The organism is Ensifer sp. ZNC0028, from assembly GCF_000799055.1.
GTDB lineage: Bacteria > Pseudomonadota > Alphaproteobacteria > Rhizobiales > Rhizobiaceae > Ensifer.
In genome coordinates this window covers 1-24,130 of the sequence record NZ_JTLA01000081.1, presented here as the reverse complement: position 1 = coordinate 24,130, position 24,130 = coordinate 1, and the positions used below count along the sequence as shown (strand labels likewise).

Below are 24,130 nucleotides of genomic sequence, written 5' to 3'. Positions count from 1 at the left end.
CCATGCTGATCGATTCCAAGCGGTTAGCGCCGGAAACGGGGGCAGAAGCGCAAAGACTTGCCGCCATCGTGCCCGGCGACCATTGAAAGCGCAAAAGCTGCCCTAGAATTAATAGAACAAGGGCGTCGCAACGCTCGGCGCCCGTCGTCATCGCGACAGGGGAGGATTGCCGATGCGCTGCTTCACGGTACTAGGGCCCTCGCAGACCGGAAAAACCACGCTGGTAGACAAGCTGGCCGGTCTGGAGGGGGCCTCTCGAAAAGCCGCTTCACCCTATGGATTGAACCTCACGGAATTCGAATTTGGCAATGAGTCCTGGTGCGCGCTCGACGCACCCGGCGGCACCGAGGCGCTGGGCCACGCGCAGCACGCGCTGATCGCCAGCGACGCCTGCGTGCTGTGCGTTTCGCCGGTGCCGGAGGAGGCGGTGCTGGCCGCGCCCTACCTGAAGGCGATCGAGGCGTCGGGCACGCCCTGCATTCTCTTCATCAACCGCATGGACGAGCCGCAGGGGCGATTGCGCGATGTGATAGCAGCGCTTCAGGATTACTCCGGCCACATGCTGCTCCTGCGCCAGGTGCCCATCCGCGAGGGCGACAAGATCGTCGGCACCTGCGACCTGATCTCCGAACGCGCCTGGCGATACCGCGAGGGGCAGACCTCGGCGCTGATCGAAATCCCCGACACGGTGATGGATCGGGAAAAGGAGGCGCGAGCCGAGCTGCTCGAACATTTCTCGGAATTCGACGACTGGCTGCTCGAAGAGCTGATCGAGGACCGGGCGCCTGCCAACGACACGATCTACGCGATCTCCACGCGGCTGTTGAAGGAAAACCGCATCATCCCGGTGCTGGTGGGTGCGGCAAGCCACGCCAACGGCATTCTCCGGCTGATGAAGGCGCTGCGCCATGAAGCGCCTCAGGTCGATGCGCTGCGAAAGAGACTGGCCGAGGCCGGCCCGATCGCCGAGAACGCCCTTTCGGCCGTCAGCTTCCACGCCTATCACAAGGCGAATGTCGGCAAGACGGTGCTGGTCAGGGCGCTGACCGCAGGCATCAAGCAGGGCACGACGCTTGGCGGCGGCAGCCTCGGCTCGCTGCAGGACCCGGCGACCGGCAAGCCGCTGCCGAACGCCACGCCGGAGGCGGGCGCAATCTTTGCCGCCGTCAAGGCCGACCATCTGCCGGTGCCGGCGCTTCTTGCCGCCAACACCAGTGCCGAGGCGCCGGACTGGACGGCGCCGCCGACGCCGATGCTGGTGCGCATATTGGTGCCCGACAGCGAACGCGACGAGACCAAGCTTTCGGGCACGCTCGCCAAGCTCGCCGAGACCGACCGCGCACTCGCGGTCATGCAGGAGGAAGGCAGCGGCGCGCAGCTCGTCTGCGTGCAGGGGCCGATGCACCTGCGCGACCTCTGCAAGACGCTCGCCGACGTTTTCCATGTCGGCGTCACCGACAGGCCGCCGAGCCCGACCTATCGCGAGACGGTGCTGAAACCCTCCGACGTGCACTACCGCCACCGCAAGCAGACGGGCGGTGCCGGGCAGTTCGCCGACGTCAAGCTCAGCGTGCACCCGAACGAGCGCGGCGCCGGTTTCTCCTTCGCCGAGACGGTGAAGGGCGGGGCGGTGCCGCGCAACTTCATCCCGGCGATCGAGGCCGGCGCGCGCGAAGCGATGGAGAAGGGTCCGCTCGGCTTTCAGGTGATCGATGTCGGCGTGACCCTGACCGACGGCCAGCACCATGCGGTCGACAGCAACGACTTCGCCTTCCGCGCGGCCGCCAAGATGGGCGTGCGCCAGGCGCTGTCGCAGGCGTCCGCGGTTCTGATGCAGCCGGTCATCCGCGTCGAGATCCACATCCCGTCGATCTATTCCGGCAGCCTGGTGCCGATCGTCTCCACCTACAAGGGGCAAGTGCTCGGCTTCGACCGTGACGAGACCGCCAAGGGCTGGGACATCTTTCGCGCCCTGGTGCCGGGATCGGCCCTCGACGATCTCGCCCGGACGCTAAGGGCGGCGACGCAAGGGATCGGCTACTTCTCCAAGAGTTTCGACCATTTCGAGGAGCTCTACGGCAAGGAGGCGGATGCGGTGATCCACGCGCACGGGGCGCAGCAGGCGGGGTGAGAGGTATCGCCTTGTCATCCACCCGTGATGACGATGCGGCATTGCCTCGCCGGTAGCGCTCTGGTTCCGGCGAACTCACGCGGTCTGCCCCGATCAACACGCTCGTCGAGGACGGTTTGTGCCTGGCCTTGATGCCGCGATCGAGGAGCCTTTGCGCGCCTGATAAGACCGCGCTTTAGCGAGCAGGCGTCGGACGAACGACGAGCAGCGCGTTGTGGCGGGCGAGGCGTCCGCGGAGAAGGCAAAGCCGATCAGTGGCTATGCCGCTCCGAGCATGCGTGAAGCCAAATACGATGGGGTAACCGCCCCAGATAGTCGTGTTAGTAAGATTTCTTAGGCTGTTTGGGTGGTCTTGGTGGTTTTGGCGGGGGGTCAAGTTTGACGGCTCCCGTCATAATGCTCCTTTGAACAAACGCCGTCAGAATGGACATCATCTCTTCCAGCTCTTCTTCGCTGGGAACCCAGCCGCGGTGTGCAGAGGCATTTCCAGCGTCAGTCAGTGCGGATAGGGAGTCATATTCGTGACGGCCGATCTTTCCGGCGTTCAGCAAAGCGTCCAGCTTCCCTTCAAAGGTGTAGGTAGGCGGGAGCGAAAGCAATCCCCAGGTGCATTCGAACGCCGTTCTCATGCCAATCGCGGCAAGGACTTTTAGATCTTCATCCAAGGCTGCAAAAAGTTCGAGAAAGAGACTGTGGAGCTGAGCACTCTTCGTTTGAAGAACCGGTAGCCATGTCGGCCTCTTCCATTTCTCAGGTTTTGGCCACTGTTGCGCTTCGCCTTCCCAAAAATACTCGGCCTCGTCGCCTTCGTCGTCACCAACCGGCACAACCTGCGAGTACGTCGGTTTAGATGCAAAATATGCCTTCTTGCATGCGGGACAAAAGAGAAGAAACCACTCTTCGTTAATCGTCATCGGCGCTTCGTCATGTTCATACGAGTGCTCAAAGTGCCCGACAATTGTCGCCCATTTATTGTCGCCACATTTGGGGCAATTGCCTTTACGTGAGGTACCCAGCTTCGACTGCATTCATTCTCTCCTTCCTGTTGGCGTGAGGGCTAAGCGGTCAAAGTGAACGATAGCTTTCGCAAGCCTGGAGCCTGGACGAATTACATCGCTTTTTCATGGGCTTGGTTGAGACAGTATGAACACCACGGTTAGCGCTGGCACGTGCACCGGTGTCCAGTTTTCTACAGGCCGTGCCACCGGGAGGCCCAGCTTCCGCGAGCAGGCGACGACTTCCGGATAGCCGCGACTGCCACGGCTATCTCGGCGCCAACACCCTCGTCCCCTCCACGCTAAGCCGCTCGCGCTCCTCGATCTCGGCGATCAGCCAGTTGAGGAAGGCCTTCGTTACCGGCTTCGTGCGCAAGAGTTCTTCCTGGCAGACGAACTGGTAGGTTTCGGCCGGTTCGTAGAAATGGTCGTGGGCGAGGCGGATCTGGCCGGATTTGAACTCGTGTTCGGCCATGGTGCGGTCGATCAGCGCCACGCCCTGGCCCTCCTTCACCGCTTCGAGGATGATGTGCTGGTCGTCGAAGATCAGGTCCTGGCGGCTGCGCGGCAGCGCCAGGCCCGAAGAGGCGATCCAGCTTTGCCATTCCTGAAGCCCGCGATAATGCAGCCGGTTGCCGGACAGCAGCGCCTGCCTGTCTTCCTGCCAGAGGTCGCGGCCGCAGACGGGCACCAGGCGTTCGCGCAGGAGCTTGCGGGTGAAGCGACCGGCCGGCGGCTGCAGGCAATAGGCGATCGTGACATCGGCCGGGCCGGTGCCGGCGGTGATCGTTTCGAGGTGGGAGAGGTGGATCTGCACACCGGGATTGGCGGTGAGGAACTCCGAGATGCGCGGCGCGATCACCTTCATCGAAAAGAACGGCCCCACCCGGACCCGCAGGATCTTGTCGCTCGTGCGTGGGCGGATGTGCTGGACGACGCCTTCGAGATCGTCGAAGGCGCGCTGGCAGGAAGCATAGAGCAGCCCGCCCTCCGGCGTCAGTTCGACGCCGTGCTGTTTTCTGACGAAGACACGGAGACCGAGATTGAGCTCCAGGTTGCGGATCTGGTGGCTGATCGCCCCCTGGCCGATGCAAAGCTCGTCGGCGGCCGCCGTCAGGCTGCCGTTGCGCGCGGCCGCCTCGAAGGCGCGCAGGGATTTGAGGCTCGGCAGATCACGCATCCGCTTCTCCGGGTCTGGATCGCCGGCAGCTTAGCATGAATTTTTTCGATGTCTGGAATGATTTCTTTCACATTGCGAAGGGCGGCCGTCTTGCGCATTGTCGAAGCATAATAAAGCAAAACGAAAACTGAAATCGGCCGAAAACACAGGCAGTTCCGCGCATAGGGGCATGTCGGGTGCGACCCGAATGACGCTGTGGCTGAGGCTGCCTGCTCGGTCGAAGGGAAGAACAGAGGGAGCGAGATGATAAAGAAGTTCATGACCATGTCTGCGCTTGCGGCGCTGCTTGCGGCCGGCACAGCCAGGGCCGAGACACTGGCGATCGGCACCGAGGGCGACTACGCGCCGTTCAACTATGTGACCGCCGCCGGCGAGATCAAAGGCTTCGACTACGATATCGGCCGGGCCGTCTGCGCCGAGATCAAGGCGGATTGCGTCTGGAGCACCAACGAATGGGCGGGCATCATTCCCGCACTTCAGGCCAAGAAGTTCGACGTGATGATCGCCTCGATGGCGATCAACCCGGATCGCAAGACGCAGGTCGACTTCACCACCCCTTACTATTTCAACGCCATGCGCTTCGTCGCCCGCAAGGATCTCGGCCTCAAGGACATCTCTCCCGAGGCGCTGAAGGGCAAGGTGATCGGCACCCAGTCCGGCTCGGTCGCGGTCGAAGCGCTGCAGCAGTTCTTCCCCGATAGCGAAGTGAAGCTCTATCCGACGATGAGCGAAGTGTTTCTCGACATGGAAAATGGCCGGCTCGACCTGATCCTCGAAGGACAGATGGCCTTTACCGAGTGGCTTGCCAAGGAAGAAAGCGGCTGCTGCGCCTTTGTCGGCGAAAGCTTCGTGCTGGATACCGCCGAGGGCAACGCCATGGCGGTGCGCAAGGGCGACGCGGCACTGCTCGCCAAGCTCAATGCCGGCCTGAAGGCGATCATGGAAAACGGCACCTACGACAAGATCCGCAAACAGTATTTCGACTTCGACATCATGGCGAAGCCGAAGACGACGAGTGAGTACTTCCGCTGAGCGTGACGCGCGCCCGCTGAGGTTTGCGGTCGCGCTCGCCGAGGTTTGTTGTTTTGCCCCTCATCCGGCCTGCCGGCCACCTTCTCCCCGCAGGCGGGGAGAAGGAACGGTGCGGCGCTCGCTCGCCCGAATCTGACACGCTTGCGGCTTTCTCCGGTGGGACGTGGCCGAGGTGATCGGTAGATGGCTCGCTCTCGTTCCCTCTCCCCGCTTGCGGGGAGAGGGTTAGGGTGAGGGGCAGCCTCCCTCCAAAGATGCGTGAGGGGCAGCCTCCCTATCGAGATGTGTGAAGGGCGGTCTCCCTCTCAAGATATGTATGAGGGGCGGCCTTCTTCTCAAAATGGGTGACGGGAGACGCCGAACCCAAGGGGCAAGTCCTGCCACATAGAATTCGCCTGCCGCGCGCTGCGTTCGACGCTTCGTGCGCCAGGCGAACAGGCGGGCGCCGGGGTTTCGCGTTTTCCCCGGCGCCCGTCTCCTTCTCCAATCCGAAAATGAAAGTGCATGCGATGAGCTTCAGGGTCGCCGTTCTCGAATTCAACCAGGAAACCAATACGTTTTCCAAGCTCAAGACCGGGTTTCGGGATTTCGAGGCCTGCCACTATTTCGTCGGGGCCGAGATCGAGAGCCATGGCCGCGGCACCAATTCGGAGATCGGCGGGTTCATCGACTGCTGCGAGCGCTATGGCTGGCAGCCGGTCTATACGGTGGCGGCGCGGGCCGAGCCCGGCGGCAGGATCGAGGAGGCGATGCGGCAGCGCTTCGTCGCCGATCTCCAAAGCGCGCTGGAAGGCGAAAGGCTCGACGGCGTCTTCATCGTCTTCCACGGCGCCATGTGCACGGAAACGGCTGACGATGCGCAGATCCAGTTGCTGCAGGTGGTGCGCGGCATCGTCGGGCCGGAGCTGCCGATCGCCGCGACCTTCGACCTGCATGCCAATTCGGCGCCGGAGATGGCCGGCCTGCTCGATATCGCCGTCTCCTTCCGCACCTATCCGCATGTCGACATGGCCGAATGCGCCCACAAGGCCGGCGCGCTCTTGAACCGCGCCATGCGCGGCGAAATCCGTCCGACGCTCGCCATCCGCCAGCCGCCGATGCTGAACGGCTGCAATGACGGGCGCACGACCCATGCCTGCGCCATGACCGAGCTGCTCGAGATTGCCGACGGGATCGCCGCCCGCGACGGCATGCTCGCGACTTCGATCAATGCCGGCTTCTACGATGCCGATATCTTCAACACCGGCCCTTCGGCTGTCATCTGCTACGACCGCAACCGGGTTTCGCCCGAAGAGGCGGAAGCGGAAGCAGAGCGTCTCTGCCGCGAGATCTGGGACCGGCGCGAGCATCAGGATGTGCAGCTGCCGCTCGACGCGCTGCCCGGCATCGTCGCCGCGCATTCAGCGAAAGATAGGGCCGGGCCACTGGTGATCGCCGACTTCTCCGACAATCCCGGCTGCGGCGCCTACAGCGATTCCACCTGCGTGCTCGCCCGGCTGCTCGATATCGGCGTCGAGAGGGCGGCTTTCGGTGCGCTCTGCGATCCGGAAGTCGTGGCCGAGCTCATCGCCGCCGGCATCGGTGCGAGACGCGAGGTGACGCTCGGCTGCAAGATCGACCCTGAGGTCGGCGGCGGGCCGATCAAGGCTACGGGCAGGGTGGAGGCGATTTCGGACGGGAAGATCGTCTTCGAGGGGCCGATGTTCCAGGGCCTGCCGGCGACGATGGGGCCGAGCGTGCGCTTCCGTGTCGAAGGCATCGACATCCTCATCTGCAGCGAGCGCCAGCAGATGCTCGACCGAAATCTCTTCCGCGCCGTCGGCATCGAGCCTTCCGATTACGCCATCGTCGTCGTCAAGTCGCAGCAGCACTTCCGCGCCGCCTTCGGCCCGATCGCGTCTGCTATCGTCGAGATCGACGGCACGGGCCTCAGCAGTGCCAACATCGGCGCGCGCAAATTCCAGCGCGTGCGGCGGCCGGTCTATCCGCTGGATCGGGGTGAATTCGGCTGAGGCGGGCCGCTGTATGTCACTCAAGGCTCCTGGGCGGGATCGCAACTGTTACGTACTTCCACGCTCCCGGGCTCCGGATCTAGCGTTCCCTTAAGGAACGGGAGCGGAGCGCCATGAGCTTCATCGATCTTTTTGCCTGGATCGTGCTGATCGTGCTCGTGGTCAGCACGGTCGCCGTGCTGATCTTTCTCGCCATGCTGCCGGGCTCGATCGCAAAAAGGCGCAATCATCCCTGGAGCGAGGCGGTCAATGTCGCGGGCTGGGTGACGCTGTTCCTCGGTTTTGCGCTGTGGCCGATCGCGCTCATCTGGGCTTATGTGGACGTGCCGCGTCCAATCGGGCCGCATCCGGCTGCTGTCCCCGCCGGTGACGTTCATGCGAGCGAGGCCCCCCAGCCATGATCGTCTTTCTCTTCAATGTCTATCTGGCGATCCTCTTTCTTCTGGTGAAGCTCAGGATCGTCACTTTCAATCTCTTCTGGAAGGTATCGCCGGCGATCGTGTTCCTGCTGCTCCTCGTCGGCCTGTTCATTCCGATGAACTGGGGCGCGCCGCAGGGCGAGGCGCTGGTGGTGCGCAATTCGGTCGCGATCGTGCCCGATGTCTCAGGCGAGGTGCTGGAGGTGCCGGTCGTTTCCAACGTTCCGCTCAAGGCCGGCGACGTGCTCTTCCGCATCGATCCCGTGCCCTACCAGGCGAAGGTGGATGCGCTGCAGGCGCAGTTGTCGCTGCAGGAGCTCCGGCTTTCGCAGATGACAAAGCTGCAGTCGCGCGATGCGGCGACCGAATTCGACGTCCAGCAGCGCCAGGCGGAGGTCGACAATCTGAAGGCGCAGATCAGCAGCGCCGAATGGGACCTCGGCAAGACGACCGTGCGGGCGCCGGCCGATGGCTACGTGACCAACCTCGCGCTGCGCAAGGGCGCGCGCGTGACGACGCTGCCGCTGTCGCCGGCCATGGCCTTCATCGACACGTCGGAAACGATCATCGGGGTGGAGATCAACCAGATCGACGCGCGCTACATCAAGCCCGGCCAGATGGTGGAGGCGACCTTCAAGTTCGCGCCTGGCGAGACCTACACCGGCAAGGTCGAAAGCGTGCTGCAGGCGATCGCCTCCGGGCAGGCGCGGGTGTCCGGCACGGCGGTGACGCCGGAGGCGCTTTCGGCCGCGCCGTTCATCGTCCGGGTGAAGCTCGACGACCAGGCTTTCGCCGCACGGCTGCCGGCCGGCGCCACGGGCGATGCGGCGATCTTTACCGAGCGGGTGAAGGCGGCGCATGTGATCCGCCGGGTGCTTTTGCGTCAGATCGCGATCACCAACTACGTCAATCCGTTCTGATCCCGTTCTGATCCTTTGTCGTCCGCAGGTTTTTGCGCGTGGTTGTTCGGTGACCGTTTGGGACGTAGCATGGCGTCCGCAAACCGGCATCAGGACGGCGACAGATCATGACACTTTCCGCAATCCAGACGCCGCAGGTTCTGTTCACGAGCGCCGGACGGGCGTGGAAGGGGCTTGCCGCGGATTTCATCCATATTCCGCGCGGGCTGGTGCATGTGCCTGGCGGTGACGTGCACCGGCTGGGCATGCATTTCGGGCCGCCGGTCAACGCCGATTGCCGCTGCGGCGGGCGGCGCATGCGACGGGTGCAGAAGCCGGGCGATATCGACATCGTGCCCGCCGGCATCGATGGTTCCTGGGAGGACGATGCGGACTGTCGGATCCTCAGGCTGAGTTTCTCGCGCGCGCTGCTCGATGGCGTGGCGGCGGATCTCGGGCGGGAAAGCGTCGAGCTGCTGCCGCAGATGCAGGTGCGCGATATCAGGCTCGAGGCGATCGGCTGGGCGATCAAGGCGGACCTCGAAGCGGAGACGCCGTCCGATCCGCTCTATGTCGATCTTCTCGCCAATGCGCTTGCCGTGCGGCTGATCGAAAGCGCGACCGGCGGCGCGCGGGCGCAAGGGCGCAGCGAACCCAAGCTCTCCGCGCGGCAGTTGCGGGTGCTGACCGAGTACATCGAGACCCATCTAGACCAGCGGCTTCATCTGGCCGATCTCGCTGCTGTGGCGGGCCTGAGTGCCACGCGGCTGAAGATCCTCTTTCGCAACAGCACCGGCATGCCGGTGCATCAATATGTCATCCGTCGCCGTGTGGAATTTGCCCGCGCGCTGATGACCACGACGAGCCTGCCGGCGAGCGAGATCGCGGTCGCCGCAGGCTTTGCCCATCAAAGCCATATGGCCTCGACCATGCGCCGGTTGCTCGGCGAGACGCCGGGCGCAATCATGCGGCGCTCCGGCGAAATCTGACCGAAGCTGCAAAATCCTGGCCGATTCTGTGCGACCGGGTTCCGCGTGATCCCTATGCCTTGCCCGTCTTCAGCAAGGAAAAAAGATCATGTTCGTCATTCTCGGAGCGGCCGGAAAGGTCGGGACATCAACGGCGTCGGCCCTGCGCGCGGAGGGGCTGCCGGTGCGGGCGGTGCTGCGCGATCCGGCAAAGGCCGGTCCATTGCAGGCGATCGGCTGCGACGTCGCCTTTGCCGATTTGCGTGACACGGCAGCGCTCGGCGCGGCTCTGGCGGAAGCCGAGGTCGTGCAGATCATCCTGCCGCCGCCGCTCAAGGCCGAAGATGCCAGAGCGGAAATGCGTTCGCTCACCGAGAGCATGGTCGAGGCGCTGGCCCGGGCGCGGCCGAAACGGGTGCTGGCGATCTCCGACTATGGCGCCCATGTGCCCGAGGATATCGGCATGCCCACCGTCTTCCGTCTCTTCGAGGAGCGGCTTCGCTGGCTCGACATGCCCAAGATCTTCCTGCGATCGGCCGAGCATATGGAAGGCTGGGCGCGCAGCATCCCGGCGGCGATCGCGACCGGTGCCCTTCCGACCCTGCATCATCCGGTGGAGCGGACCTTTGCCGCCGTTTCGACCGGAGACGTGGGGCGCATGGCTGCGGACCTGCTCCGCCGCCCGGTCGCGGAAACGTCGGAGCAGATCGTGCATATCGAGGGGCCGCGCCGCTATAGCGCCAGCGACGTGGCCGCGGCCCTGGGCCAGTTGCTCGGGCGTACGATCACGGCCCAGGCGGTGCCGCGTGGCGCGTGGCAGGAGGCGCTGGAACGGGCCTTGAGCGCAAGCACCGCCCGACTTCTGGTCGATCTCTACGACGCCCACAACAAGGGCGGTCTGATCGACGTCGAGCCGGGCGGCGAGGTTCGTTATGGAACGACAGGATTGGTCGAGGCTCTGAGGCCCTTCGTGCCGGCCTGATGGGTTTCAAGGCTTCGAACTGACGCAATTCCGGCGGAAAACCGTTTCACGCTTTTCCTGGAATTGCTTGGCCAGACGACGCAATTCCGCGCGGAAAACCGCTGTGCACTTTTCCTGGAATTGCTTAGCCGGCAACCGGCAGCGGCGCCTCCGGGTTGACGAGGCCGGCTGCGCGCAGGTCCCGCCAGAAGTCGGCCGGCACAGCCTCGTTGAGGGCGGCGCGGTCTTCGGCGATGCGGGAAGGCTGGCTGGCGCCCGGGATGACGGCGGCAACCGCGGGGTTGGCGAGCGAGAACTGCAGGCCGGCCGCCTTCATCGAGATGCCATGACGGTCGGCGATCGCCTTGATGCGCGCGACTTTGTCGAGGATGGCGGGCGTCGCCGGCGCATATTCGAAGTTCGGGCCGCCGACGAGCGCGCCGGAGCTGTAGGGGCCGCCGACGACGATGCCGAGGCCGCGCCTGGTGACTTCGGGCATGACGCGCTGCAGCGCCCGGTCATGGTCCAGCAGGGTGTAGCGGCCGGCGAGCAGGAAACCATCGGGGCGGGGGCCTTCGAGCGCCAGCAGCAGTTCGATCGGCTCGACCCGGTTGACGCCGAGCCCCCAGGCCTTGATCACGCCCTCGTCGCGCAACTTGTCGAGCGCCTTGAAGGCGCCCTTGCGCGCGGTCTCGAAGACGTCGAGCCATTCGTCGCCGTAGAAATCCTGGGCGACGTCGTGGACGAAGGCGATCTCGATCCGGTCTGTCTTCAGGCGCTTGAGGCTGTCCTCGATCGAGCGCAGCGTCGCGTCATGGGTGTAGTCGTTGACGATCTTGTTGGGGCGACCGTAGCGGAAGACGTCGCCCTTCTCGCCGAGATCGCGGGCGCTGACATCCTCGATCTCGTCGAGGATCACCCGGCCGACCTTGGTGCTGATGACGTATTCGTCACGCGGGCGTCCGGCGAGCGCCTCGCCCATGCGGATCTCGGCAAGGCCGGCGCCGTAGAAGGGGGCGTTGTCGAAATAGCGGATGCCGTCGTTCCAGGCGGCCTCGACGGTGCCGAGCGCTTCCTGTTCGGGGATTTCGCGGAACATGTTGCCGAGCGGGGCTGCGCCGAAGCCGAGCTTGCCGGGCAGAATATCCTTGAGTGTCATGTGTCCTGTCCTTTGCTGTTGAATGGCAGGTGTTGATGTGCGGTGCTGCGATCGGTGAGGCATCGCTGTCGGGCAGAGAGATAGGTCGGGCTGCAGATCGGCATTAGGCAGGCGGATTTCGCAGGAATTGAGAAACGAATTCACAGATGGCTGGCTGGAAACCGCATCGGCGGCTATCGATCGCCGGTCGCCGGCTTTCGCCGCGATCGCCGATCTTTGTTGTTTCCGGCTGTCGGCAAACGCCGCCTTCGTTCGTCTTCATGAAGTGTAACAGGGAGCGACGCCGCATGAAGCTTTATTTCAGCCGAAACCCCAATCCGCGTCTGGCCGTTGCAACGGCGCGGTTTCTAAACGCCGAGGTCGCCTTCGAATTTGCCGAGCCGTTGGCGCCGGGGCAGGCGGACCGCTATCGGCCGCTCAATCCCAACCTGCTTCTGCCGATCCTGGAGCGTCCCGGCCGGGCGCTCTGGGAGGCGGATGCGATCGCCTGCTTTCTTTCCCGAGAGTTGGGTTCCAATTTCTGGCGAAGGGATGACGACGAGCCGGAGATGATCCGCTGGATCAGCTGGGGCAAGGAGAACTTCGTGAAGGCTTGCGACATGGTGCATTGGGAGCGCGGCACCAAGCTGCGCTACGGCATCGGCCCTTGCGAAGAAGCGATGGTGGAGGAGGGGTTGAGGTCCTTTCACAGGGCGGCGCGATTGTTGGAGGAGGAGCTTTCCGGCCGCGCCTGGCTGCTGGGCGATAGCATCTCCTATGCCGATTTCCGCATGGCGACGTTCCTGCCCTACAACGACGCGGCGCGGCTGCCGATCGCGGACTATCCGGCGCTTGCGCGCTGGGCCGGGCAGTTGGACGAGATCGAGGCCTGGCGCGATCCTTTCCGCGGGCTCGCCGCGCCCGAGATGCCACCGCTTCCGGCTTGACGGGCGGATCGTCGGCCGGCCTGCGCGGGTCGCCTTCGGCGGCAGTCGTGGGTGGCTTCGAAGGGGCCGCTTCCCGGCCTGGCGGCAGGTCTCCGGACGCTGGATTTCGTCTGCGATCCCAGTATGATGGGGCTGCAACCTTCCTTTCGGTCGGCCGCCATCCCGCGCGGTCGATCCTGCCGAAAACTCCCGATCATGTCGTTGTCCGTCGTTTCCGCCGCGGCGCAGTCGCCGCCCTATACTGCCGAAGATCTGGTCCGGATGGATCGTTTTCGCGAGGGGCTCGATTCCGCTGCGCGCGAACTGCTGGAAACGCATCTCGCCTTGCCGCGGGAAGTGCACTACGTGGCGGATCTGCGGCGCTGGATGCTCAGCCAGGTGACGATGGCCATGCATTTCGAGCATCTGCAGGATAGGGCATGCCTGCCGATTTCACCGGGCAATCTCGCCCGCACCATGAGCGCGATCGCAAGCCGCAACACGGTGCATGCCTTTCTCCTGGAAATGCGGAGATACCGTTTTGTCGAACCGCTGGAGCGTGGAGACGGCCGGCAGCGCGCGGTTCGCGCAACGCAGATGAGCGAGGCACTCATCCGGCGCTACTTCGACATTCATCTGCGCGCGCTCGATCTCATCGATGGCGGCGGCCGATATGCGCTGTCGCGCCAGCAGCCCGGCCTCTTGCATGGTGCGCAGCCTCGTTTCGCGCGCCTGCTGCTGGCGCGTCGCGACTGGCACAAGCCGCCACCAAGCATCGCCAAGTTCGTCCGTTCGGATTCCGGAAGCAGCGTGCTGCACGACCTGATCAAGAATGCGCCGGCGCTGCCTGACGAAAGTGCTGCGCCGATCTGGATCGGAAAAGTGTCTCCCAATGCCTTGTCGAGCCGGTACCGCATTTCCAGAACCCATACGGCGCGGCTCTTTGGCCTGGCGCGCGAGGCGGGGCTGATCGGCTGGGCGAAGGCGAGCAATCGCGGCGCGTGCTGGATTTCGACGGCGCTGGTGCACGACTACCGCTATTGGCAGGCCATCAAGCTCTCGGCCGTTTCGATCGCCTTTGCCGAAACCTGTCGCGCAAGCGGTGTGTTGGAGGCCGCCTGAAGGCGCATGCGGCGGGGGTCCGCTGAGGCTCCCCGCCGGGCGTTCATTACTCGTGGATCGTGTAGGAACCCATTTCGCAGAGGTCCTGCGTATCGGTCGTCGTGTCGAGATCGTCGCCCTGGAACTCGAAGCGCATGTCGTACCGGCAGACGCTGCGACCGTCGGCAATGGTGATTTCCATCTCTTCGCCGGGGCCAAGAGCCTGCCGGCCGAAGATGTCGTCTTCCCAGTTGTCGACGCCGGTCGGAGAGGCGTAGAAATTGTTCAGGACAGAATTGGTCCCGTTCTTCAGCGTGAAGACGAGATCCTCGGCTTTTGCTGTTGTCGATAGGCACATGACAACTGCCGACGCCAGAAGGGCGAAGTTAAACTTTTTCATGTTTTCAACCTGTTGGAATATGTTATTGCGAGAACTCGCGACAAATTCTTTAGCTGAACTCGGTGCCAAGCTGAAGATTGCTGCCGTACCATCTTTGGGTCTATCTGGACCCGCTTGACCGGGCTTTCGGGTGCCGCAGCCCGGTCGCAAGTCGGCCTTGGACGCCGCTGCCAATCGGCCCGAATGGGCGTCGGAACGGCCGTTACCTATTCCCGCCCAAAACCCGAAAGGTGTTTCGCCTTTTTTAGGAAGACGAGATTTGTCCTCCTTCGGTTACCTTTTTGCTTGTCCCGCTGGAGACGGGGCAATCGCACAAGGTATGGAGGAGATACCCTTGGCAAGCATTGCAGAGGAAAATGCACTACCGGAAAATCCCGAAGACGAACGGCTGAGTGTCGGCGCCAATCTGGCCTACGGGCTGCAGCACGTCTTGACCATGTATGGCGGCATCGTCGCCGTTCCGTTGATCCTCGGCCAGGCGGCCGGGTTGAATTCCGCCGATGTCGGCCTGCTCGTTACCGCCTCGCTTTTTGCCGGCGGGCTTGCGACCATCCTGCAGACGATCGGCGTGCCGTTCTTCGGCAGCCGCCTGCCTTTGGTGCAGGGCGTTTCGTTCTCCGGCGTCGCGACGATGATCGCGATTTCGGGCAATGGCGGCATTCCGGCGGTTCTCGGCGCGGTGATCGTGGCTTCGCTGATCGGTCTTCTGATCACGCCGGTGTTTTCGCGCATCACCCGTTTCTTTCCGCCGCTGGTGACCGGCATCGTGATCACCACCATCGGCCTGACCTTGATGCCGGTGGCGGCCTTCTGGGCCATGGGCGGAAACAAGGCGGCGCCGGACTTCGGCAGCACCGCGAATATCCAGCTTGCAGCGGTGACGCTGATCATCGTGCTGCTCTTGAGCAAGCTCGGCAACGCGTCGATTTCGCGGCTTTCGATCCTGCTTTCGATCGTCATCGGCACCGGCATCGCCTATGTGGCCGGCATGACCGATTTTTCGCAAGTTGCCAACGGCCCGGTCTTCGCACTGCCGAAGGTCTTCCATTTCGGCTACCCGACCTTCGAACTTGCCGCAATCATCTCGATGCTGATCGTCATCATGGTGACGCTGGTCGAAACTTCGGCGGACATTCTCGCCGTCGGTGAGATCGTCGAGACCAAGGTGGATTCGCGCCGGCTCGGCGACGGCCTTCGCGCCGACATGCTGTCGAGCATTCTCGCGCCGATCGTCGGTTCCTTCACCCAGAGCGCCTTTGCCCAGAATGTCGGCCTCGTGGCGGTGACGGGCGTAAAGAGCCGCTATGTGGTGGCGACCGGCGGCATGTTCCTGGTGACCCTTGGCCTCTTGCCGGTCATGGGGCGGATCGTTGCTTCCGTTCCGACCTCGGTTCTCGGCGGCGCCGGCATCGTGCTCTTCGGCACGGTTGCAGCCAGCGGCATCCGTACGCTGTCCAAGGTCGAGTACAACAACAACATGAACCTGGTGATCGTTGCGACCTCGATCGGCTTCGGCATGATCCCGATCGCAGCCCCCGGTTTCTACGAGCACTTCCCGACCTGGGTCGCGACGATCTTCCATTCGGGCATCTCGTCGGCGGCGGTCATGGCAATCCTGCTCAACCTCCTGTTCAACCACTTCACCGTGGGCAATTCCGACCAGCAATCGGTGTTCGTGGCGGCGACGGAGCGCACGATCCGCTACCAGGATATCGCCCGCCTGCATGACGGCGACTACTTCCTCAACGGCAAGCTCTACGACGCCAAGGGCGTGGAGGTGCCGCTGATCGAGGCGCACTGAACAGGCGCGATCTCTAAATATGCCCAATCCCGGCGGGAGGTCGCTTCAGACTTCTCCCGGGATTTGTTCTGAAAAAATATGCAATCCCGCACGAAAAACCGCTTCGCATTTTTCCTGGGATTGTTCTGAAATGCGCAACTCCGGACGAAAAGCGCCTTCGCACTTTTTCTGGAATTGCTCTGAAATACGCAATCCTGGGCGGAAAACCGCTTCGCACTTTTCCTAGGATTGCTCTGAATTACGCAATTCCGAACGAAAAACCGCTTCGCATTTTTCCTAGGATTGCTTTGAAATACCGCCATTCCGGGCAGGGGATCGTTTCCTGTTTTTCCTGGCGTTGCTTTGAACCCCAACGAAAGGACACTGGGAATGACACAGCAGACCGACAACTACCAACTGCTCGACGCACTGCTCGGCACGATGGAAAAGGGCATCATTCCGGCGACGGAAGCAGGCGTTGCCGCCGGCAACAAGATCTTCGGCGCCGCGCTGATGCGCAAATCCGATCTTTCGACCGTGCTCGTGGAAACCAACAACGAAACGGAAAACCCGCTCTGGCACGGCGAAGTTCACACGCTGAAGCGCTTCTACGAGATCGAGGGAACGGAGCGCCCGGACAGCCGCGATCTCATTTTCCTCTCCACGCACGAGCCGTGCTCGATGTGCCTTTCGGCGATCACTTGGGCGGGCTTCGACAACTTCTTCTACTTCTTCAGCCACGAGGATTCGCGCGACAGTTTCTCCATCCCGCATGACCTGAAGATCCTGAAGGAGGTCTTCACGCTGGAGCCCGGCGGCTACAACCGGACGAATGCGTTCTGGAAGGGCCAGTCGATCCACGCGCTGATCGACGCTCTGCCCGAGCCGCAGCGGAGCGACCTGAAGGCCCGCGCCGAGGCGATCCGCGCGAAATATGACGAACTCTCCTCCGCCTATCAGGACAGCAAGGACGGCAACGCCATCCCGCTGAACTGAGGCAAGAAAGCCTTCACCTGAAGCGGGCCATTTCATTCTCTCGTCAGAGCGTGAAATGGCCTATTTCTTTGAAAGAATATGCATTCCTCCTTATGAACGCAGGTGCTAGGGTCGCCGGCGTACAGTCGCGTTTCGGGGGAATTGCGTGAACTGGTCCAGGCCTCTCAGGGTGCATCTTAGCGTGCTCGTGGTCGCGCTGCTCGTCTTAACGGCAACGCCGATCATCTGGATGGCCTTCAGCCAGGGGCGGCAGGCGGCGATCCTTGCCGGCGAGAAGCACATGCGCGAGATGAGCCTGCGGCTGATCGAGGGCTACAGGAATGCGCTTGAAGGCGGCCACGAGGCGGTGGCGCTTGCGTCTACCGTGCCCCAGCTTGCCGTCGCGCCGCCCGGCGACCTGCAGCCGAAGGTGCAATTCTTCCTGGAGGTGCTCAGAAGCGTTTCCAACGCGACGAGCATCTATGCCGGCTATCCCGACGGCTCCTACCTGCAGGTGATCAATACGGAGCGAGACTATGTGCGCCAGGCGCTCGAAGCGCCTGTGGGCACGGCCTTTGCGGTCCGCCTGCTGGCCCTTGGGCAGGACGCGGGCACAGTCTCGACGCTTCGCTTCCTCGACGCAGGCGCCGAGCAGATCGGGGAACGTCCGTTCGAGCGCACGAATTTCGACCCGCGTCAGAGCCCCTGGTATCAGGCGGCCCTTCGAACCGGCGGTCCGGTTTCCGTCGGGCCCTATGTCACGGGCACGCTCAAGGTGCCGACCCTGGCGCTGGCAGCGCCACTGAAGGGGACCCGCGGCATCGTGGTGGGCACCAACATTCACCTGCAGACCGTCAGCCGCCTGCTCGATGCGCGCGAGATCTCGCCGCGGGCCCGGTCCTATGTCATCGGCAGCGACAACAACCTCGTCGCCCATTCCGATCCCGCGGTCATGAGCATGATCCTCGGGGCCTGGTCGGGCGGTCGCGGGGCCGATATGCACAGCCTCGATCCGAGCCTCGACGTCGTCGCCGGGCTGCGCAAGGACCCCGCCTATGCGGGTGGGGGGCTTACCGAGGCCGAGTTTGCCGGCGAGCGCTATCTGGTGCAGATCGCGCCGGTCAGCGTCGCCGGCCTGTTCAAGGGCAGCTCGGTCGCGATCGTCGTGCCGCTGCAGGACCTGGTGGCGCAGGCAAACCGGCTGCTGGTGCGCAACCTGATGATTGCCGGGGGGCTGCTGGTGGCGGGTGTCATCGGCTCGCTGATGCTGTCACGGGTGATCAGCCGCAAGCTCTATCACCTTGCCGACGAGGCGCGGCGGATCGGCGACCTGAACTTTGCCGGCAACGACGCCCCGCATTCCTGGATCACTGAGATCAACACGCTCGGCGGCGCGCTTTCCGCCAGCCGGCGCGCCATCGTCCAGTTTGCCCTCTACGTTCCGCGCGAGGTGGTCCGCCGGATCATCGATCCCGAGGGCGGCGCGGCGGTTCGCGGCAGGAGACAGGAGGTGACGGCGCTTTTCACCGACGTGCGCGACTTTACCAGCATCTCCGAACAGCATTCGCCCGAGGAGGTCGTCGATATTCTTTCGGCCTATTTCGAGATGCTGAACACGGTGGCCGAGCAGTACCACGGAACGGTGATCCAGTATCTCGGCGACAGCATTTTCGTCATCTGGAACGCGCCGGTTGCCGATCCGCAGCATATCGAGAATGGCTGTCATTGCGCGCTGGCGATGAAGGCGGCGGTCGATCGCCTGAACGAGACCAACCGCAAAGGCGGTCGTCCGGAACTGTTCACGCGCTTCGGCGTGCATACAGGGCCGGCGGTCGTCGGCAGCTTCGGTGCGATTGCGCGCCAGCAATACACGGCCATGGGCGACACGATCAACGTCGCTTCGCGGCTCGAAGGGCTGAACAAGGAGTACAACACCTCGATCCTGGTGAGCGGGGCGGTACACTCCGCCGTCGCCGACCTCTTCGACTTCCGCGCGATGGGCATGGTGCATGTGAAGGGGCGCTCGGGCGGCATCGATCTCTGGGAACTGGCCGGCACGCGCGGATAGTCTGCACCACGGCGGTCGTCGAGACCGGTTCGTTGGCGGATCAGCGATCCGCAAGCAGCCCGGTCGCCATGGCGCGGAAGGCGTCAATCGCTTTCGGCAAAACCGTCTTCGGCTCGTCGCTGGCGGCAACCCAGAGGGCGGCGTTGAGCGCAGCCCCGCTGAGCAGCCGCGCGGCCGCTTCCGCATCGACCGGCTTCAACACGCCCTTGTCCAGCAGATGCTCCACCGACCGCTTCGTCGCCAGCAGGCAGCTGTTCTGGCTTGGCCATTTCGAGGGATCGCCGAGCACGGCCGGGCCATCGAGCAGCACGATGCGCTGCACCTCGGGATCGAGCGCCATCTCGATATAGGCGGCCCCTTCGGCAAGCATCGCCTGCCAGTGATCGCCGGCTGCGGCACCGGCGCCGATCTTCTTGGCGCGCACGGCCATCTCGCTGTCGATCTGGGTGACGACCGCGGCCAGCAGCCCGCGCTTGTCGCCGAAATTGTGATAGAGCGCGCCGCGCGTCAGCCCGACATCGGCGGTCAGCTCATCCATCGAGGAGGCGGCATAGCCCTTTTCCGCAAAGGCCTTTCGCCCCGCCGAAATCAGCTTCGCGCGGTTTTCCTCCATCGTTTCCTGGCGGCTTCTGGCCATCTTCGCCCTCAACTTCAGATACGGTGCGTATATGAATTTGACATACGCGTCGTATTTCGCTATTTCAGATACGTGCCGTATATCAAATTGGAAGGCATTTGTGAAGGAGGGCCCCGGCATCCCGTTCGTCCTCCTTCGTGCCGATCCCGTAAACCAGAAAGGCAAGTCCCATGACGTTACGTGACGCAATCTTTCCCGCCGGCCGGCATGCGCTCTACGAGCAGCACCGTTACTCCGCAGCTATCCGCTCCGGTGATCTGCTGTTCGTTTCCGGCCAGGTCGGCAGCCGCGAGGACGGCACGCCGGAGCCGGACTTCGCCCGCCAGGTCGAACGCGCCTTCGACAATCTCGAAGCGACGCTGAAGGCGGCGGGCGCCACCTTCGACGACATCGTCGACGTGACGAGCTTCCACACCGATCCGGAGAACCAGTTCGAAACGATCCTGGCGGTCAAGGACCGGATCTTCAGCGAAAAACCCTATCCGAACTGGACCGCCATCGGCGTCAACTGGCTCGCCGGCTTCGACTTTGAGATCAAGGTGATCGCGCGGATACCCGAAGCGGGTGGTGCCGAGCGGGGGCGGGCGGCTTAGCGCCTGTTGGGCATTTGGAGCGTTGGAGGACGTCGTGTTCTATGCGGCGCCCTCCGGCACCGCACGCCTTGTCAAACAGACCGATCGCTCCTTGGGTGCCGATCCGCGGGCCTCTATCGAGGGCCAGCGCTCCGACAATTGAAACGCGAGGCGACAGGTCGCGACAGCTTGCGCCTAATGCAGATGCGCCAGCTTGTCCGGATTGCGCACCACATAGATCGCCGCGACCTTGCCGTCCTTGATCTCCAGCGCGGTCGTCTGCAGCTCGCCGTCGGCCTCGCGGGTGACGAAGCCGGGCAGGCCGTTGATGAAGCCGGCGCGTATCAGCGTCGAGCCGTGCTTGGCAAAGAGGGCGGCCAGTTGCTCGTGCACCTTCATCACGGCATCGAAGCCGAGGATCGGCTGCATTGCGGCCGGGCGTTTGCCGCCGCCGTCGGCATGCACGCTGACATCGGCTGCGAGCATGGCGCCGAGCGTCTTCATGTCGCCGTGGCGGGAGGCTGCAAAGAAGGCGTTGGCAAGTTCGAGGCCGCGCTGCTGCTCGATCTCAAAGCGGGGGCGTTCCGCGCGCACATGGGTGCGGGCGCGGGCTGCCAGCTGGCGGCAGGCGGCGGCATCGCGGTCGATGGTCACGGCCACCTCGTCAAAACTCTGGCCGAAGACGTCGTGCAGCAGAAAGGCGGCGCGCTCCAAGGGCGATAGGCGTTCGAGCGCCAGCATCAGGGGCAGGGTGACGTCGTCCTCCGGCTCCTCCTCGACGACAGGTTCGGGAAGCCAGGGGCCGACATAGGTTTCGCGCTTCATCCGCGCGGATTTCAACTGATCGAGGCAGAGCCGCGTGACCGTGCGGCGCAGGAACGCTTCCGGTTCGCGCACGGACGTGCGGTCGGCCCCCATCCAGCGGATGAAGGCCTCCTGCACCATGTCCTCCGCATCGGCGACCGAGCCGAGCATGCGGTAGGCGACGCGGACGAGTTTTGGACGCAGCGGATCGAAGACCGCCGCTGCGTCGTCATGGGCGCTCACCGCCATCAGGCGGCAGCCTGCGCGGCGGCCTTGGCGGCTGCCGGGTCGACCCAGAGGCCGAAGCCGACGGCGAGACGGTTCCAGCCGTTGATGACGTTGATCATCAGCGTGAGCTTCACCTGTTCCTCCTCGGTGAAATGGTCCTTCAGCGCCTGATAGGCGGCTTCGTGGGCATGGCCCTCGGACAGGCGAGTCAGCGCTTCCGTCCAGCCTAGCGCGGCGCGCTCGCGATCGGAATAGCAGGGCGCTTCGCGCCAGGCGGAAAGCAGGTAGATGCGCTGTTCCGTCTCGCCCTTTTCGCGGGCTTCCTGGGTGTGCATGTTGATGCAGTTGGCGCAGCCGTTGATCTGCGAGGCGCGGATTTTCACGAGTTCGATAATGGTGGTGTCGAGGCTCGCGGCAACGGCCATCGAGACGCTGGTCCAGCTCTTCATTAGTTGCGGGGCAGCGGCGAAAAGGTCGATCTTGGCAGTCATGGTTCCGTTTCCTTTCGTTGGTTCCGATACCATGACGAGCGAGCAACGGCCGGTGTGACATGGCCGCGATTTTTTCTGAAAAAAACTTCAGTGCGCATCGTTTCGGTGGGGCCGGCCTATGCCGCACCGCACTAACCCCTATGGATGACTATGACGCCTTCGGTCGATATGTGAGTGTAGGCTGGGGGGACCACTCTATTTCAGGTGGCGGTGCCGAGTGCTTCGGGAGGTACTCAATGGCGGACGAATTCAATGCCGCACTCGATATTCCGTACGTCTTCGAGATCACCATCAACGACTTTGCGGCGCTGTGGCGGAAGCTGGAGCGGCGAAGCTTTGCGCTGAAGGCGCTTCTGCCCAATTGGTACGGCCAGTTGCAGGGCGAATTCGGAGCGACCTTCGGCGCGCTCGATGCCTATGTCGGCCACGGCACGGCGGTCGTTCCCAGAAACGGCATGGAGAAGGCCGCCGTTGAGGCGGTGATCGCGACGATGCTGATGGGCCGGCTCGGCATGGCCATTCGCGAACTGGCCGTCGAGGCGGGGCAGGCTTCCGGCAAAAAGGGCGAGTACATCAAGGGGCGGCTTCACTATGGCGAGGACAACCGGATCACCGGGGTCGACGACGAGTACCTGCGCCGGGTGCTCGATCCGGCCGAGGACTATGAGGCCGACGGATGCGTCTTCGAGGTGCTGGGTTACTCGCCGAGCAGTCCTTTTTCCATGACGTCGCGTATCGCCTCGATGATGCTGTTCTTCAACCGCGGCATGGCGCCGTTGAGCGGGAGGCCGGTCGATTACAACGTCATCCTGAAAACGATGCACGCATTCATCGCTGCGGAAAACCTCGGCTATGTCGTGACCTTCGAGTACCGCAACACCAATGACGATCTGTCGATCTTCACCACCAACGAGTTCAACAAGCTGACCCTCCAGTCTGAGGAGGGCGACCTTCGCCTTATCCAGAAATACCTGAAGGCCATCGGCTTTTATTTCGGCGATGTCGACAATGCACTCGGACCGGAGTTCGAGGTCGCCGCCCGGAACTTCGCGCGGGTCTACAGGCTGGACGACTATGCGCACTACAGCGACCGCGAGTTTCTATACACGCTGGCCAATGCCTATGTGCGCCACCGCAGCCAGATGTCGACCGGGCCACGCTAGGTCCGTCGCCGCAAAACCGCTGCACATATTTGCGCGAGACGCATCGGGGATCGCCGACTACGCTTCCCCCGGTTCTGTCATACCCCTGTAAAAGGGCGGCCCTATCCCTCGGCGCCAGTTTCAACACGAGGGTATATCCATGAAATCGTTTGTCTCCGTCCTTGCCGGCGCTGTTGTCGCAGGCCTGCTTTCGACCGCGGCCTATGCCGAAAGCCTGGTGCTCTATACCAGCCAGCCGAACGAGGATGCACAGGCGACGGTCGATGCGTTCCAGGCGGCCAATCCCGGCATAGAGGTGGAATGGGTGCGCGAGGGCACGACGAAGATCATGGCCAAGCTGATGGCCGAGATCGAGGCCGGCAATCCGGTCGCCGACGTACTGCTGATCGCCGACACCGTGACCATGCAGCGGCTGAAGGAAGCCGGCCATCTCGAAGGCTACAAGTCGCCGGAAGCGGCGAATTACGACGCGGCACTCTATGATGCCGACGGCGCCTATTACTCCACGAAGATGATCACGACCGGCATCGTCTACAACACCTCGGCCGCCATAAAGCCTGAGGGCTGGCAGGATCTCGCGAAGCCGGAGGCCAAGGGCCTCGTCACCATGCCGAGCCCGCTGACCTCGGGTGCGGCCCTGATCCACGCGCAGACCCTGACCGGCATCGATGGCCTCGGCTGGGACTACTACAAGGCGCTCGCCGCAAACGGTGCTACGGCTGCCGGCGGCAATGGCGGCGTCTTGAAGGCGGTTGCGACCGGTGAGAAGGCCTATGGCATGCTCGTCGATTTCATGGCGATCCGCGAAAAGGCCAAGGGCGCGCCGGTGGAATTCGTCTTCCCGGCCGAGGGTGTTTCGGCCGTCACAGAGCCGGTCGGCATCCTGAAGACCGCCAAGAATGTCGACGCCTCCAAGAAGTTCGTCGACTTCCTCCTGTCTGAGGAAGGCCAGAAGACGGCGGTGAAGATGGGTTACATCCCGGCGCGCAACGGCGTGGCGCTGCCTGCGGGCTACCCGGCGCGCGAGACGATCAAGGTGCTGCCGGTCAATGCGGCCGAGGCCGTGAAGAATTCCGACGCGGATCTGAAAACCTTCTCCGGCATCTTCGGCACGAACTGATCGGTTCAATGCTGAAACGTAACGATGCGCGCAGCCGGTCCCGCTGGCTGCGCTTTCCCATTCAAGGCAGGACGATGGGCGCGACCAAGCTACGGGCAGGCGCCAGCCCCGCTGCCGAGCCGCGCTGGCT

General features: G+C 63.5%; 22 protein-coding genes. 15 read left to right on the top strand and 7 right to left on the bottom strand.

Annotated features, from left to right (window positions below; all coding sequences use genetic code 11):
- Positions 1 to 172 precede the first annotated feature (172 nt).
- Entirely contained in the window at positions 173 to 2,131 is a 1,959-nt protein-coding gene (locus L981_RS18785) for an elongation factor G (RefSeq protein ID WP_043619597.1), read from the top strand.
- A 320-nt stretch (positions 2,132 to 2,451) separates the two neighbouring features.
- Here the strand turns inward: L981_RS18785 and L981_RS18780 are convergent, their stop codons facing one another.
- Both L981_RS18780 and L981_RS18775 read right to left on the bottom strand, forming a co-directional pair.
- Positions 2,452 to 3,159, bottom strand: coding sequence for a DUF4145 domain-containing protein (locus tag L981_RS18780; protein ID WP_043619595.1), 708 nt, complete (start codon positions 3,157 to 3,159; stop codon positions 2,452 to 2,454).
- 235 nt (positions 3,160 to 3,394) lie between these two features.
- Positions 3,395 to 4,306, bottom strand: a complete 912-nt coding sequence (locus tag L981_RS18775; RefSeq protein ID WP_052201874.1) for a LysR family transcriptional regulator — start codon at positions 4,304 to 4,306, stop codon at positions 3,395 to 3,397.
- 258 nt (positions 4,307 to 4,564) lie between these two features.
- Here L981_RS18775 and L981_RS18770 point away from each other — a divergent pair, with 258 nt between their 5' ends.
- From L981_RS18770 to L981_RS18745, 6 genes are all read left to right on the top strand, one after another.
- Positions 4,565 to 5,338 carry a transporter substrate-binding domain-containing protein gene (locus L981_RS18770; RefSeq protein WP_245281661.1) on the top strand — a complete coding sequence of 258 codons (774 nt, stop codon included), beginning with the start codon at positions 4,565 to 4,567 and terminating at the stop codon, positions 5,336 to 5,338.
- Positions 5,339 to 5,847: 509 nt separating this feature from the next.
- Positions 5,848 to 7,350, top strand: coding sequence for a M81 family metallopeptidase (locus L981_RS18765; protein WP_043619591.1), 1,503 nt, complete (start codon positions 5,848 to 5,850; stop codon positions 7,348 to 7,350).
- 113 nt (positions 7,351 to 7,463) lie between these two features.
- Entirely contained in the window at positions 7,464 to 7,751 is a 288-nt protein-coding gene (locus L981_RS18760) for a DUF3302 domain-containing protein (protein ID WP_082006083.1), read from the top strand.
- Positions 7,748 to 8,689: an HlyD family secretion protein gene (locus L981_RS18755; RefSeq protein WP_043619589.1), complete on the top strand. Its 942-nt coding sequence runs from the start codon at positions 7,748 to 7,750 to the stop codon at positions 8,687 to 8,689. Before L981_RS18760 ends, L981_RS18755 begins: the two co-directional genes overlap by 4 nt.
- A 107-nt stretch (positions 8,690 to 8,796) precedes the next feature.
- Complete coding sequence (locus tag L981_RS18750) at positions 8,797 to 9,657, top strand: AraC family transcriptional regulator (RefSeq protein WP_043619587.1); 861 nt, start codon at positions 8,797 to 8,799, stop codon at positions 9,655 to 9,657.
- Positions 9,658 to 9,745: 88 nt separating this feature from the next.
- Positions 9,746 to 10,618 carry an NAD(P)H-binding protein gene (locus tag L981_RS18745; RefSeq protein ID WP_043619585.1) on the top strand — a complete coding sequence of 291 codons (873 nt, stop codon included), beginning with the start codon at positions 9,746 to 9,748 and terminating at the stop codon, positions 10,616 to 10,618.
- Positions 10,619 to 10,742: 124 nt separating this feature from the next.
- Here L981_RS18745 and L981_RS18740 read toward each other — a convergent pair whose 3' ends face one another.
- The gene (locus L981_RS18740; protein WP_043619583.1) at positions 10,743 to 11,756 is read right to left on the bottom strand and encodes an aldo/keto reductase; all 1,014 of its coding nucleotides are present in this window, start codon (positions 11,754 to 11,756) and stop codon (positions 10,743 to 10,745) included.
- 287 nt (positions 11,757 to 12,043) lie between these two features.
- On the opposite strand from L981_RS18740, the gene L981_RS18735 reads away from it, so the two are divergent.
- The gene (locus L981_RS18735) at positions 12,044 to 12,682 is read left to right on the top strand and encodes a glutathione S-transferase family protein (protein WP_043619581.1); all 639 of its coding nucleotides are present in this window, start codon (positions 12,044 to 12,046) and stop codon (positions 12,680 to 12,682) included.
- Between the two features lie 195 nt (positions 12,683 to 12,877).
- Positions 12,878 to 13,783, top strand: coding sequence for a hypothetical protein (locus L981_RS18730; RefSeq protein WP_052201873.1), 906 nt, complete (start codon positions 12,878 to 12,880; stop codon positions 13,781 to 13,783).
- A 46-nt stretch (positions 13,784 to 13,829) separates the two neighbouring features.
- On the opposite strand, the gene L981_RS18725 is transcribed toward L981_RS18730, so the two are convergent.
- Positions 13,830 to 14,120: a hypothetical protein gene (locus L981_RS18725; protein WP_371258892.1), complete on the bottom strand. Its 291-nt coding sequence runs from the start codon at positions 14,118 to 14,120 to the stop codon at positions 13,830 to 13,832.
- A gap of 376 nt (positions 14,121 to 14,496) precedes the next feature.
- On the opposite strand from L981_RS18725, the gene L981_RS18720 reads away from it, so the two are divergent.
- From L981_RS18720 to L981_RS18710, 3 genes are all read left to right on the top strand, one after another.
- Complete coding sequence (locus L981_RS18720) at positions 14,497 to 15,963, top strand: nucleobase:cation symporter-2 family protein (RefSeq protein ID WP_043619576.1); 1,467 nt, start codon at positions 14,497 to 14,499, stop codon at positions 15,961 to 15,963.
- A gap of 369 nt (positions 15,964 to 16,332) precedes the next feature.
- Positions 16,333 to 16,938 carry a deaminase gene (locus tag L981_RS18715; RefSeq protein WP_043619574.1) on the top strand — a complete coding sequence of 202 codons (606 nt, stop codon included), beginning with the start codon at positions 16,333 to 16,335 and terminating at the stop codon, positions 16,936 to 16,938.
- A 145-nt stretch (positions 16,939 to 17,083) separates the two neighbouring features.
- Positions 17,084 to 18,985 carry an adenylate/guanylate cyclase domain-containing protein gene (locus tag L981_RS18710; RefSeq protein WP_043619572.1) on the top strand — a complete coding sequence of 634 codons (1,902 nt, stop codon included), beginning with the start codon at positions 17,084 to 17,086 and terminating at the stop codon, positions 18,983 to 18,985.
- Between the two features lie 40 nt (positions 18,986 to 19,025).
- Here L981_RS18710 and L981_RS18705 read toward each other — a convergent pair whose 3' ends face one another.
- Positions 19,026 to 19,622: a TetR/AcrR family transcriptional regulator gene (locus tag L981_RS18705; protein ID WP_043619571.1), complete on the bottom strand. Its 597-nt coding sequence runs from the start codon at positions 19,620 to 19,622 to the stop codon at positions 19,026 to 19,028.
- 170 nt (positions 19,623 to 19,792) lie between these two features.
- Here L981_RS18705 and L981_RS18700 point away from each other — a divergent pair, with 170 nt between their 5' ends.
- On the top strand, positions 19,793 to 20,215 hold the full coding sequence (locus L981_RS18700; protein WP_043619569.1) for a RidA family protein: 423 nt from the start codon (positions 19,793 to 19,795) through the stop codon (positions 20,213 to 20,215).
- A gap of 174 nt (positions 20,216 to 20,389) precedes the next feature.
- Here the strand turns inward: L981_RS18700 and L981_RS18695 are convergent, their stop codons facing one another.
- Complete coding sequence (locus L981_RS18695; RefSeq protein WP_043619567.1) at positions 20,390 to 21,247, bottom strand: sigma-70 family RNA polymerase sigma factor; 858 nt, start codon at positions 21,245 to 21,247, stop codon at positions 20,390 to 20,392.
- Positions 21,247 to 21,717 (bottom strand): carboxymuconolactone decarboxylase family protein, encoded by a 471-nt coding sequence (locus L981_RS18690; RefSeq protein WP_043619565.1) that lies wholly within the window; start codon positions 21,715 to 21,717, stop codon positions 21,247 to 21,249. The genes L981_RS18695 and L981_RS18690 overlap by 1 nt, the downstream gene beginning before the upstream one ends.
- 236 nt (positions 21,718 to 21,953) lie before the next feature.
- Here L981_RS18690 and L981_RS18685 point away from each other — a divergent pair, with 236 nt between their 5' ends.
- Together L981_RS18685 and L981_RS18680 are read left to right on the top strand one after the other, a co-directional pair.
- Complete coding sequence (locus L981_RS18685; protein ID WP_043619563.1) at positions 21,954 to 22,880, top strand: peptidoglycan-binding domain-containing protein; 927 nt, start codon at positions 21,954 to 21,956, stop codon at positions 22,878 to 22,880.
- Between the two features lie 139 nt (positions 22,881 to 23,019).
- Positions 23,020 to 24,000 carry an ABC transporter substrate-binding protein gene (locus L981_RS18680; protein WP_043619562.1) on the top strand — a complete coding sequence of 327 codons (981 nt, stop codon included), beginning with the start codon at positions 23,020 to 23,022 and terminating at the stop codon, positions 23,998 to 24,000.
- Positions 24,001 to 24,130 lie beyond the last annotated feature (130 nt).

What these genes read in the sequence shown, in the direction of transcription:
- L981_RS18750 (WP_043619587.1), top strand. Translation starts at nt 8,797, where the DNA reads ATGACACTTTCCGCAATCCAGACGCCGCAGGTTCTGTTCACGAGCGCC.
- L981_RS18780 (WP_043619595.1), bottom strand. Translation starts at nt 3,159, where the DNA reads ATGCAGTCGAAGCTGGGTACCTCACGTAAAGGCAATTGCCCCAAATGT.
- L981_RS18765 (WP_043619591.1), top strand. Translation starts at nt 5,848, where the DNA reads ATGAGCTTCAGGGTCGCCGTTCTCGAATTCAACCAGGAAACCAATACG.
- L981_RS18785 (WP_043619597.1), top strand. Translation starts at nt 173, where the DNA reads ATGCGCTGCTTCACGGTACTAGGGCCCTCGCAGACCGGAAAAACCACG.
- L981_RS18695 (WP_043619567.1), bottom strand. Translation starts at nt 21,247, where the DNA reads ATGGCGGTGAGCGCCCATGACGACGCAGCGGCGGTCTTCGATCCGCTG.
- L981_RS18705 (WP_043619571.1), bottom strand. Translation starts at nt 19,622, where the DNA reads ATGGCCAGAAGCCGCCAGGAAACGATGGAGGAAAACCGCGCGAAGCTG.
- L981_RS18700 (WP_043619569.1), top strand. Translation starts at nt 19,793, where the DNA reads ATGACGTTACGTGACGCAATCTTTCCCGCCGGCCGGCATGCGCTCTAC.
- L981_RS18775 (WP_052201874.1), bottom strand. Translation starts at nt 4,306, where the DNA reads ATGCGTGATCTGCCGAGCCTCAAATCCCTGCGCGCCTTCGAGGCGGCC.
- L981_RS18770 (WP_245281661.1), top strand. Translation starts at nt 4,565, where the DNA reads ATGACCATGTCTGCGCTTGCGGCGCTGCTTGCGGCCGGCACAGCCAGG.
- L981_RS18690 (WP_043619565.1), bottom strand. Translation starts at nt 21,717, where the DNA reads ATGACTGCCAAGATCGACCTTTTCGCCGCTGCCCCGCAACTAATGAAG.
- L981_RS18715 (WP_043619574.1), top strand. Translation starts at nt 16,333, where the DNA reads ATGACACAGCAGACCGACAACTACCAACTGCTCGACGCACTGCTCGGC.
- L981_RS18740 (WP_043619583.1), bottom strand. Translation starts at nt 11,756, where the DNA reads ATGACACTCAAGGATATTCTGCCCGGCAAGCTCGGCTTCGGCGCAGCC.
- L981_RS18725 (WP_371258892.1), bottom strand. Translation starts at nt 14,120, where the DNA reads ATGTGCCTATCGACAACAGCAAAAGCCGAGGATCTCGTCTTCACGCTG.
- L981_RS18730 (WP_052201873.1), top strand. Translation starts at nt 12,878, where the DNA reads ATGTCGTTGTCCGTCGTTTCCGCCGCGGCGCAGTCGCCGCCCTATACT.
- L981_RS18735 (WP_043619581.1), top strand. Translation starts at nt 12,044, where the DNA reads ATGAAGCTTTATTTCAGCCGAAACCCCAATCCGCGTCTGGCCGTTGCA.
- L981_RS18755 (WP_043619589.1), top strand. Translation starts at nt 7,748, where the DNA reads ATGATCGTCTTTCTCTTCAATGTCTATCTGGCGATCCTCTTTCTTCTG.
- L981_RS18745 (WP_043619585.1), top strand. Translation starts at nt 9,746, where the DNA reads ATGTTCGTCATTCTCGGAGCGGCCGGAAAGGTCGGGACATCAACGGCG.
- L981_RS18680 (WP_043619562.1), top strand. Translation starts at nt 23,020, where the DNA reads ATGAAATCGTTTGTCTCCGTCCTTGCCGGCGCTGTTGTCGCAGGCCTG.
- L981_RS18760 (WP_082006083.1), top strand. Translation starts at nt 7,464, where the DNA reads ATGAGCTTCATCGATCTTTTTGCCTGGATCGTGCTGATCGTGCTCGTG.
- L981_RS18685 (WP_043619563.1), top strand. Translation starts at nt 21,954, where the DNA reads ATGGCGGACGAATTCAATGCCGCACTCGATATTCCGTACGTCTTCGAG.